Here is an 11,152-nt window from a genome sequence, read left to right as displayed (position 1 = left end):
TATCTGGTGTGGGCGTTGGATGATTGAGGGGAGCTGCTCCTAGTACGAGAGGACCGGAGTGGACGAACCGCTGGTGTTCGGGTTGTTTTGCCAAAGGCATTGCCCGGTAGCCAAGTTCGGAATCGATAACCGCTGAAAGCATCTAAGCGGGAAGCGAGCCCCAAGATGAGTCATCCCTGACCTTTAAGGTCTGGAAGGGTTGTTATAGACTATGACGTTGATAGGCAGGGTGTGGAAGCGTTGTGAGGCGTTAAGCTAACCTGTACTAATTGCCCGAGAGGCTTAACCATACAACGCCTAAGTAGCTTTTACTTAGAAGTTGTTGGTAAGACTGACTAATTAATTAAAGTTAGAGTAGTGAAGTTACTCTGATTGAAGAACGTATCAAGCTTTTCATAATTGTTAAGTTGTTGACTTGGTCAGCAACAAACCAGACCCCTTAACAAGTAAGGGGCGGTTTACAACCGGTTTTTGCCTGGCGGCAATAGCGACGTGGTCCCACCTGAATCCATTCCGAACTCAGAAGTGAAACACGTTAGCGTCGATGGTAGTGTGGGGCTTCCCCATGTGAGAGTAGAACACCGCCAGGCTCCCAATTAAGAGAAAGGCCCACTCAATCGAGTGGGCCTTTTTCGTATGCGCGTGATAAAAACGTCAACTCTGGCATTCCCCGTACCGTCATCCCGGAAAGCGCGAAGCGCGCCACAGTCATCCCAGAAAATGCGAACAACACCACCGTCATCCCGGAAAGCGCGCAGCATTTATCCGGGACCTAAAAGCAAACCAGATTAAGCTAAACAGACAGTTCATAAGATCCCGGCACAAGGCCGGGACGACGGATGGGGCGCAAGGCCGGGACGACGGGTGGGGCACAAGGCCGTGACGACGGGTGGGGCACAAGGCAGTGACGACGGATGGGGCACGAGGCCAGGACGACGGATGGGGCACGAGGCAGGGACGAAGGATAGGGCGCAAGGCCTGGACGACGGATTGAGGGCGAAGACGTCTATCCCTCGTAAAATGATGCTGAGTACTTATACATAATTCTTACAACAAGAATCACACCGCTTATATCCCGTAAACACGACCACATCACTGTCGTCCTGAATTTATATTAAAGTATTAATTTCTTGTGGATGAAAATGAGTGCAGAAGATTGTTCTAAGATAATGCTCTATTTGTCCGGGTCTATTAGTAACTTGTCAAATTGGTCAAAATAAACCAATTTGCTGAGAGGCCATGGCGTCGAAGCTCTCGCCTATAGTTGGTAATATACTGTCCGCAATCGGCCTAATTTGCTTTTCTATATAGTGATCATAGTCCAGTGGGTGGGTTTGATATTCAGGTACTTGTGGCCCACCTGTAGTCATAACGTATCGCACGGCAGTGCGTTTTTGATACTGTAACTGTTTGCCCAATGACTGGTTTTGTTCATCGGCTTGTTTAGCCGCTTTTACGTGAGGCGGCACTGATTTAGTGTACTCTGCAAGGGGCTTCCTCAACTGTTTGGTGTATACCAGTTGTGCGTCAAGTTTACCCTCACGGATATTGTTTACCGTTTCACTAATGTAGTCAGCAACTGGTTGTTCAGTGAAGACCAATTGATACAAGGTTTCCTGAAACATTTTAGCTAACAATGTCCAGTCTGAGCGAACGCTCTCGAGCCCCTTAAAGACAAGTTTAGCCTCGTCACCCTTGCGGATAACGCCTGCGTAGCGTTTTTTACTGCCAGCTTCTGAGCCGCGAATAGTAGGCATAAAAAAGGTTTCAAAATGCGTTTCGAACTCAATTTCCAGTGCACACTCCAACTCATATTCTTGTTCTATTTTTTGGTGCCAACGGAAATTGATATCTTGTTGTAATTGTTTACCGATGGCGACAGCATCGCTATCACTGTTGCAGTTTGCCAGGTGCACGAATGTGGAGTCGGTATCGCCGTAAATAACATCATAGCCATACTCGCGTATCCATTGTGCTGTGGTTTGCATGATTGCGTGCCCCCTTAAGGTAATAGAGCTGGCAAGCCGTGGGTCATAAAAGGGACAACCGCCGCTACCCAATACCCCGTAGAATGAATTCATCAAGATTTTAATGGCTTGTGAGCGGGCTGCGTCTTTTTGTTGTTTAGCGTCATCACGCTGTTTCCACAAGCTGCTTATGATATCAGGCAGAAAGTGATTCTCGCGATGGAACACGGCGCCTTTAAACCCCGGAATGGCATCATCGGGTTGCTTGAGGCCTTCTACCAGTCCTAAGGGGTCTATTTTGAAGGTGCGGATAATTGAAGGGTAAAGGCTTTTAAAATCCAGCACCAATACATGTTTATAAAGGCCGGGCTTGGAACTCATGACATAACCGCCAGGGCTTGCCAGACCGCCGTTTTCCGGCCTGTTGGGCGAAACATATCCGGCGCGGTGCAGTTTGGGTAAGTACAGATGGATAAATGAGGCTACCGAGCCTCCTGGCCGCCCAATGCGCATGCCGGTTAGCTCGCTTCGAAGGATTAAAAAATCAATGAGATTGACCTTGTCAGCAATTTCGATTACCAGTTTGCAGTCCTCAAAATTGTATTGGGCAAGACGAGGTTTGTCTTCATGAAAAAGCCGCTTGATGGTGCCCAGCTTATCGGTGTCGGTTATGAGCTTTTGCTTACCTAGCAATTGAGTGGCGACATTATCCAGCGTGAAATTGTCGAATTGATAGGTCATGGTTTTCAAACCTTCAATACCGTCAATGATGACTCGTCCGGGGATATCGACATAGGCACGACCGTCTTCAAACGTGCGAATGTCTAACGCTGTTTGCTCACGACCTATAACTAAAGATGTTCCGTGGCGTTTTGCTGCAGCGTGGAGTACGGGAAAATCGAATTGCTTGACGTTCCAACCAATAAATATATCAGGGTCGTAATGCTGTACTGAGTGAATAAATGCATCGAGCAATGCCTTTTCGTTTTCGCACCACACATACTCAAACGGATTACTCTCCGTTGATTCAAACTGATTGCCTGCATCACCAATGATCAATACCAGATTGCACATGGTTGATGCGATGCCAATAGAAAAGAGTTCACCATGCTCATTACACTCAATATCTACAGAGAACATGGTTAAGTGGCAGCGGTATTGTGCAGGCTTGATTCTGGCTTGCGTAAGCGTACCGCTGTTTCGCTGAGGCACGCCTTGGTATTGCACTCCCAATGTAACAAAGCGTTCCATTAAGTAGCGATCCGGCGTTTTTATATCAGCTTCAAAGAGGCATACTCCATATTCTGTGGCAGCTTTGCGCAATTGAGTTAGCTGCCTGCTTTGAGGGAGTTTTACGCTTGCGACGGGCTCGTGACCAAAGGTATACAGGTCGACTGGCGTTATTGTTACCGGTAACCCCAACCGTGCCGCACAATTGGATAGCGCGTCACTGTCTGTCTGTTTTATGAAGCATACCGATGATTCAGTGGGACTGAGCAGCTTTACCGGGCCCTGTTCTGTCGCCAGCCATAATTCGATAAGCTCTTCATTACCGCGAAAAACGGTTCTCGCGGTCAGGATCATACCCTGGCCACCGACAAGCGCGCGCGTCATTGTACAGCCCTTGTGAGGAGTAATTGCCAGCAGAGATATACGAAAATGTTAGCGATAATCATTAGCCAAAAAAATAGTTGTTGCGCCTATCAGGGGGAGACTCAGTGCTATACTGCCTGCTCAATAGTGTAACACGGTAATGTCGATGATAAGGTTAACTTCGCAAACCACACCAGCGTCAGGCGTGTGTACCCCACTGTGTGACGGTGTGTGGTGGTTACGTATGCCACTGCCGTTTGAGCTTGATCATATTAATCTGTATGTGCTTCAGGACAGTGACGGGATCTTTATTATTGATACTGGGTTAAGCAGTCGAAAAAGCAAGGCGATTTGGCAGACCTGTTTTGAGCAGTTTAAGCAGCCACTGAAAGGTGTGATCGTAACCCATATGCACCCTGATCACAGTGGTTTAGCGGGCTGGCTGTGTCGAGAATTTAACGTCCCGTTGTATATGAGCGCGTTGGAATATTTCGCCGCACGCAGTATCTTTGGACCGAATCCCGGTGCTGATCTGTCTACCGATAAACGGTATTTTCAGCGAGCGGGAGTCGATCAGAGCATTATCGAGCAACACGTGCGACCGCGAGACACCTATACCGAAGGTGTGGAACCGCTACCGTTGGCTTTCCATCGCTTGACTCAAGGACAAACCTTAAATATCGCCGGGCGAAGCTGGCAGGTCATGACCTTTGCCGGGCATTCGCCAGAGCATGTGTGCTTATACAATGCTACTGACAAGCTGTTGATTGGCGGCGATCAGATCCTGCCACAGATCTCGCCGAATATCGGTGTGTATAGTCAGGAGCCGGAAGCGAATCCCCTGGCACACTATTTTGAAAGTTTAACAGCCCTGGGGGATTTGCCTTCAGATGTACTGGTGTTGCCATCACATAACGTGCCTTACACCGGGGTTTCATTCAGAGCACAGCAGCTACGCGAGCATCATGAAGCCCAGTTAGCTGCGTTGGTGTCGTTTTGTGAAGAGCCACAAACACTGGTTGCATGTTTGCCCGTCATGTACAAAAGGGAGCTCAGTGGCCGGCACATGTTCTTCGCGGTCGCTGAGTGTTTATCTCACCTCAACTACCTGATGTACGCAGGACGCTTAACACGCCAGATTACAGATGCCGGCGTGTATGTCTATCAGCAAACCGGCCTGAAATCGTAATCGGCTTTTCGAAGTCACATGTGTTTGGGCTTATAACCCTCGTAATTTCGAAATACCTAGGGGCTGTTGACCTTTGCTGTATGTTTTTGCAGCGAATTGTGCGTCATTTAGGCAAGGCAGAGTCCACGTAGTGTAGTTGTTCTACATAAGTGGGCGATAACGCAGCATAAATGACGCACAAACGCTGCCCTTCGGGTTCGTCATAGAAGCGTTTTACTCTTTGTCACAGGCCTTTGACGTAGAATGACTATGCCTGTAGGCCTGTTTCGCGATTAAAACGCTTCTATATAGAACAAAAATGATACAGTAAAGGTCAACAGCCCCTAGCTAATCTGCATGTTCACTTTGTATCGCCACCTGATTAGCGGCCTTTGCCTGATCGAGCAGCAACTGGTCGTTAAGCGACTTGGCGTTATCCCAGTTTATGGTTGCCCAGGTGAGTGCCTGAGCTGGCTCGTCGGCTAAATACAAATAATAGAGCGCAACTTCGGCGGCATGCGAGGTGTCCTGGTTCACTTCTCTAAGTTGTACCCGCTGAGCCATCTGTTTTATCCATTTATGCTCGCCGCCAACCTGCTGTTCTGCGAGCGCCAGGTAAAGCAACATGCTGTCATTGGGAACCGCAGTTTTGTCGATGAGTGGTGCCAGGTGTGTCAGAATTTCCTGGCCTTGATTCATTTGCAGTTTGGCTTTCGACCAGGCAACCCAGGTACTCACCGGCCAGTCACTGCGCTCTGTCCTCTCACAATAGGCAATTGCTTCTTCGGGGTTGTCAGTGTACAACGCCATATCGGCCAACACTTCGTTGATCCAGGTTTGCACCTGCACAGGGGCCCTTTCACTGAAGCGTGTGACTTTTTGCAGTTGCGCATAGTGTATTTCAGAGGGTTTTTGCTGCATGCGCGCTTCCATCAGGCATGTTGTAGCGACCAGTAAGTCAGTTTGTCCTATCAGGCGCTCGCAAAGCAAAATTGCCTCATCAGCCTGTCCCTGATTCAGTGCGACGTTAGCCAGTAGCAGTCGAGCCTGAGTATTGAGTGGGTTCATCTCCAGCAACATCTCAAGCTGTAATTGCGCTTCGTCGAATCGGTGTTCATGCTGAAGTAGTCTGGCGTAAAACATACGCTGCCTTGAAGTGAGGTCGGTCTCCATGGCAGTGTGTTCAAAGTAATTCAGGACTGGCGTTAACCAACGAGCATCAAAGTCCGGTCTGGTGCTGTTTGCCAGCAAGCGCTCAATTTGACGAGGACTGAAAGTAGTTTGAATCGTGCTGTGATCGTCATGCCCGTGCACGTGAGCAAACGCAGTGTTAATTTCGAGGATCAACATTGCGATTACCGTCATGCAAACTGCGGTAATTGAGCCCAGAATAGGAATGTGAAATAGTGATTTTCTTTTCATAGCTGCATCCTGAGGAAGCCGTCCCTGGCCGGTTGGTTAATTGTCTAACAGGTCGTCAAAGTTACCTGGTGAATTGGCATCTTCGATGTATTCCCGTCCGTTCACGCTAACAGGCTCGGCGTTAGCGTCGAGGGTAAACACCGTTCTTACGGTGTCGTTGAAAGACACCTCCAGTGCTTCAATCGTAATGTCTATAAACCCGGTTACCGCAAAGGCGGTGCCATCAGACACTGTGTAACTGAAGCTGTCTGCGCCGGTGTACTCACTATCAGGGGTATAGGTAAACGCACCGCCTGATGACAAGCTCAAGGTACCAAACATAGGACCCGTGGAAACCGCATAAGTCAGTGAGTCGCCGTCAGCGTCGGTCGCATTAAGCTGGTCAGTAATGGCTACTTCGGTTTGCGTTGTCAGTGCCCGTGAGTCAGCTTCAGGAGCCCGGTTAGTATTCTGTGCAGTGTTATCGTCATCAGACGAATCAAAGCAGCCAGTAAGACTCACCACTACAGCAAGAGACAATAAAGATAGTCTTTTCATTGTGCTCTCCTATTCTGAACCTGGCAGCGGCGTAGCGAGATAAGGGAAGGTGCTGTCCATCATTGACGCATCCAGTGGCGCACCGTCGGTAAATGGCACTGTACCTACGTTGGCGTCATCAGGCGTACAGAGTCCCAGATCTGTATCAGTACCGTTAACCGGGATCGGGTAGCACAAGCGGCCCATAACGACACGAAGCGCAATGTCAACAACGTCATCACCAGGGCGACGGCCATTCGGGAACCCTGCAAGGTCGTCACCGGCTACGCCTGCCCATGATTGTTGATCTGCCGGCGTCGCCGGAATACCGGTGTTTAATCGCAGCATTTCTGAAGGTGTTACGGTGGCTAACTGATTCACGCCCGGGAAGCCGGTCAGGAACGCGGTAACCAAATCCATACGAGGAATATTAGTTGGAGCCAGCGTGTCCAAATTGGCGCCCAGGGTAGTGTTAACCGCATCTTTAAACAGGATATTGAGTAGTTCCGGTAACGCTGGGTGTGTTACGTAATCCGCAAACTGACCATCGTCTTTGGGATGCGCAGTAGAGAAACGGTCTTTGTCACCAATACCGATTACCAGTTCGTTTACCAACGGATTCCCCAGTCTTGATACCTGCGTTAGCGGGCCTTGTTGCACATCTGGCTTGCTAAACGTGGCATTCGGGTTTAATACGCGGCCTTGCGGCAAACTGGCTGTCGTCCAGGTGCCAATAGTGCCGTTGCCGTCACCAGTGATGCAGCTAGCGTGGATTTCCAATGCAATGCTGGTAACGTTTTTGTCTGCAAGATCGTCATTGCTGTCATCTTGTGTAATGCCGCCCGGGAACCCACCAGCATCGTTAGCACCTGGTGCACTGTCACCTTCTACTGGTACGTAGTTAACCAAGTCGAAGGTTTTTCCAAGGTTGACCACAAACGGGTCTTTGCGCTGACCGACGAATACTCGCGCTGGCATCTCACAGTTAGGCACAGATACGTTATATACAAACTGGTCTGCATACCGTGCATATTCCGCGGCAGAGCTAAAGGTTTTATTCCCGATGTAGTCCAGCGGCTTGGCAAAGCCCATGCTGCCTTCAGTACTGAGCATAGTTTTAGTGCCATCGCGCATACCGCCTTCGATCATGGCAAAGGTATAAGACTCTGAAAAATTCGCCGCACTCATGTCATCAGCGCTGATTGGACCGATGTTTTTCAGCGGGACCTTCACTGCTCGTTGATTGTCTGCAGGGCCGATATTTAGCGCGATACCTTCATTGTTTGCCGCCAGGTTAGACGTAAACTGCCAGGTAAAGGTAAGGTCTTCCATTGCATCGCCGTCGTTGTCGATGTGAATGGCGTAAACCGCAGCCGGATCCATAGCGAAGTAGTTAGGGCCGCCATAGGCATCTTGCAGAGGAATATAATTCGCAATCAGGGTAACAAACCCATCGCGACCCTCTTCGTAGCTGTTAAAAGCGTAGAAGTCAGTACTATCCAGCGCCGGCGAGCGGGCAATATTAGGTGCCTCGCGGTGGCTGGAAGCACTTGCAAGTGTGGTAATTGCAAGGCTGCTTAGTAAGATTGGCAAACGTATTTTATTCATATCAAATCCCCATTTGGGTGTGTGTTGTCGTGAGTTCCAATAAGAAGTTGAAGGTGTTTTCAGCTTCTCTTATTTAGCCGTACGACTGAGGGATTCGATGTGGATGCAGAAAATGTTAAAAAAATAATAATTTTTTAAGAGGGCAAATAAAACAATAGTCGAGTGGAAACGATGAGCTCTCAATGCTGAGAGCTCACACGAAATTACACTTTGGTAAGTGGTGAAATGTACAACACTTCGGTGGGAGAGCCTGACGGTGAGCCGCCGAGTGGCTCAAGGCTTACTGCAAGGGCAGAAACGCCGGCCAGAGTGAGTTGTGACGGTCTGACCAACTGTACGTCACCCGTTTTAGGTAACAGGCCAAGTGAAACCGGGGCGCTGCCATCATCCGGCACCATCCATAACTCATAATCTTTATTTTGTTGTGCCACCAGATTACTGGTTGCACGCGTAAAGATATGATTGTCAGACAGCTCAATGAGCCACAAGGGTTGATGCGCCTGATCGGTTACTACGGCTACACTGGAAATGTTTGGCTCTACGGTTGGCTGGGTTAATGGCATTAAAAGCACAATCAGCAGTACCGCCGCCGTACTTAGCCCTGCCAGAACCTGCCAACGCTTGCTGTTGGACTTCTCAGGCTTGAGTGTAACGACATTGTCGGATTGAGCTACCCAGCCTAATTTTTGCTGAATGTTATTCCACACCGACGGGGGCGGCTGCACAGGCTTCAGACCTTCGCCCAAGCCGTTGAGGTGTTGCTCCCAAAGCCAGGTGGTTTCGCGGATGGTTTGATTTTCCATCATCAGGGTTTCGTAGCGTTGGCGGGCTTTGCCTTTCAAGGTACCCAGAACGTACTCCGCCGCCAACGCATTACACAGTGTCTCTTTGGCATAATTCATAATGACAAACACCTCTGTAAGCTCACCAAGCCACGGCGGATCCAGCTTTTAATGGTGCCAAGTGGTGATGACAAATGTTGAACAACTTCAAGGTGGGATAGACCATTAAAGTAAGCCAGGTGAATGGCTTGCCGCTGTTGAGCATCCAGTTCGTCGAGGCAGCTCTCAAGCTTTGGGTGAGAAAGTTTCGCCTCCAACTCGAAATTGTTCTCTTCGTCACTAGCCATACTATCGGGCTCGGTATCTTCAGTCTTTCTTACGCGCTGATAGCGAAGCATGTCGAGCGCGCGGTAGCGGGCAATACTAATAATCCAGGTAAGCACAGTGCCTCTTGCTCTCTGGTAATTTGCTGCGTTGTGCCACACTTTAATAAAGGCATCCTGTGTTGCTTCTTCTGCAAGCTCTTTGTGTTTAAGTAGCTTGAGCACAACAGCAAATACCTGTGGACTGGCAACTTTATATAGCTCAGCGAAATCCTCTCGGTTCCCCTGAGCTGTTCCGCGTAACAGCGGGAACAGGGTTTCTTGCTCCATAACAGCCTCAATGGGTTCTTGCGTTAATGTTCTGTTTTTATCGATGTGTAAAATGACCAAGGCAGCATGTAAGCGTGTCGCACTGGTAAATCACTTTGCACATAGTTATAACGATTCGGGTTGCTGAGTGGATGCAGCCAATGAAGAATTTTCGTCATCCTGTGGTTCTGCCTGTTTCTCGGACAAGGCTGGCAGCAATATTTCAATGACGGTACCTTTTCCGGGCTTGCTGTTGGCTACCATTTTGCCTTTGTGATTTTCAATGGCCGTGTAGGCTACAGACAAACCGAGCCCCTGACCCTGGCCTTCCGGGCGGGTTGTGAAGAAGGGTTCAAAAATGCGCCCAAGGTGTTTCTCATTGATACCGCAACCCGTGTCGAGGATTTTTATATGCAGCATGGCGCCGCGCTGCTGAATAGATAACATAACCAACCCTTTGTCGGTGATAGACTGGGCGGCATTCATGAGCACGTTGGTTAGGGCTTGTTTCAGACTGGCTGATTCACAATACCACTTCAGGTTTGGCGGTTCGCATTGCACTTTGTAAGTCGGCGCTTTGTATTGCACGCCAATGAGTTGCACCAGTTGGTTGGCGGTTTCGTCGAGATTCAGCAGCCCCCAGCCGGTTTGTGTATCTTCCGCAAAAGAGCGCAGTGTGGAAACAATCTCACGCACCCGTTTGAGGCCGTCTTTCGACTCTTCGATAAGCGGGGCGATGTCTTCGCTGACTAAATCGACGTGGTTGGATTGAATAATCTGATTAAATTGTTGCTGCAGTTCGGTATCACTGTGTATTTCCACCAGGTCCCGGCTGGCCTGGCAGGCGTCGAGCAGGTGTTTTGCATACTGTTCAAGGGTATTCAGATTGGCGGTAATAAACCCCATAGGGTTATTGATTTCGTGGGCTATACCGGCGGCTAACTGACCGGTCGATGCCATTTTTTCAGCCTGAATCAGTTGTGCCTGTGCGCGGTCCAGTTTGCGGATCAGTTTGCGTTGCGCCTCGTGCTCGGCCTTTAATTCCTCGGCCAACTGCGCCTGCGCCTTAAAGTAACTCGCCTGTGCAGTGACATCCTGGATCAGGATACAAGCACAGAGCTGGCCGGTGTCGGGGTCTTTGTGTGGCACAATTTCCATGTTTTGTACCATCTGTGTTTCTTCGCCGGTAATCGGTCGGCTACTTTTAAACGGGAAGATATGCGGTCGTTGTTCCCAGTAGCTAAAACTGGGGTGTTTCAACACAAATACCGACTTAATACGCCGTTTCAAAAACTTTATCTGCTCTGGAAACACGTCACCGATAGGTTTTCCAATGGCTTCGTCGCGCAGTTCTGATGCCATGCGATCAAGAAAGAACGCATTCAAATGCGTAATGATATAATCCTGGTTGACTAAACAAATCCCAATCGGGAGTTTGTTGAGTAGGGGGTTATCCATTTCCCG

Annotated in this window: 8 protein-coding genes and 2 rRNA genes; 3 read left to right on the top strand and 7 right to left on the bottom strand. The window is 49.2% G+C overall.

The window, feature by feature from the left end:
- Both BUB81_RS14260 and rrf read left to right on the top strand, forming a co-directional pair.
- A 23S ribosomal RNA gene (locus tag BUB81_RS14260) occupies positions 1-290 on the top strand; the annotation flags it as partial.
- Between the two features lie 184 nt (positions 291-474).
- Positions 475-590: ribosomal RNA gene (rrf, locus tag BUB81_RS14255) — 5S ribosomal RNA — on the top strand.
- Between the two features lie 621 nt (positions 591-1,211).
- Here the strand turns inward: rrf and BUB81_RS14245 are convergent.
- Entirely contained in the window at positions 1,212-3,581 is a 2,370-nt protein-coding gene (locus tag BUB81_RS14245) for a DNA polymerase II (protein WP_084526562.1), read from the bottom strand.
- A gap of 145 nt (positions 3,582-3,726) precedes the next feature.
- Here BUB81_RS14245 and BUB81_RS14240 point away from each other — a divergent pair, with 145 nt between their 5' ends.
- Positions 3,727-4,749 carry an MBL fold metallo-hydrolase gene (locus tag BUB81_RS14240; protein WP_073323863.1) on the top strand — a complete coding sequence of 341 codons (1,023 nt, stop codon included), beginning with the start codon at positions 3,727-3,729 and terminating at the stop codon, positions 4,747-4,749.
- Positions 4,750-5,076: 327 nt separating this feature from the next.
- Here BUB81_RS14240 and BUB81_RS14235 read toward each other — a convergent pair whose 3' ends face one another.
- The 6 genes from BUB81_RS14235 to BUB81_RS14210 form a co-directional block, all read right to left on the bottom strand.
- Positions 5,077-6,150: a tetratricopeptide repeat protein gene (locus BUB81_RS14235; RefSeq protein WP_073323861.1), complete on the bottom strand. Its 1,074-nt coding sequence runs from the start codon at positions 6,148-6,150 to the stop codon at positions 5,077-5,079.
- Positions 6,151-6,186: 36 nt separating this feature from the next.
- Complete coding sequence (locus BUB81_RS14230) at positions 6,187-6,687, bottom strand: Ig-like domain-containing protein (RefSeq protein WP_073323859.1); 501 nt, start codon at positions 6,685-6,687, stop codon at positions 6,187-6,189.
- 9 nt (positions 6,688-6,696) lie between these two features.
- Positions 6,697-8,274, bottom strand: coding sequence for a DUF4331 domain-containing protein (locus BUB81_RS14225; protein WP_073323857.1), 1,578 nt, complete (start codon positions 8,272-8,274; stop codon positions 6,697-6,699).
- 203 nt (positions 8,275-8,477) lie between these two features.
- Positions 8,478-9,176 carry an anti-sigma factor gene (locus BUB81_RS14220; RefSeq protein ID WP_073323855.1) on the bottom strand — a complete coding sequence of 233 codons (699 nt, stop codon included), beginning with the start codon at positions 9,174-9,176 and terminating at the stop codon, positions 8,478-8,480.
- Positions 9,173-9,709, bottom strand: a complete 537-nt coding sequence (locus BUB81_RS14215) for a sigma-70 family RNA polymerase sigma factor (RefSeq protein WP_073323853.1) — start codon at positions 9,707-9,709, stop codon at positions 9,173-9,175. The genes BUB81_RS14220 and BUB81_RS14215 overlap by 4 nt, the downstream gene beginning before the upstream one ends.
- Before the next feature lie 105 nt (positions 9,710-9,814).
- Positions 9,815-11,146, bottom strand: a complete 1,332-nt coding sequence (locus BUB81_RS14210) for an ATP-binding protein (protein WP_073323851.1) — start codon at positions 11,144-11,146, stop codon at positions 9,815-9,817.
- Positions 11,147-11,152 lie beyond the last annotated feature (6 nt).

Origin of the sequence: Marisediminitalea aggregata (genome assembly GCF_900129565.1) — a bacterium.
Lineage (GTDB): Bacteria > Pseudomonadota > Gammaproteobacteria > Enterobacterales > Alteromonadaceae > Alteromonas > Alteromonas aggregata.
The sequence above is the reverse complement of the archived record's forward strand: the minus strand, read 5'-3'. Positions and strand labels throughout refer to the sequence as shown.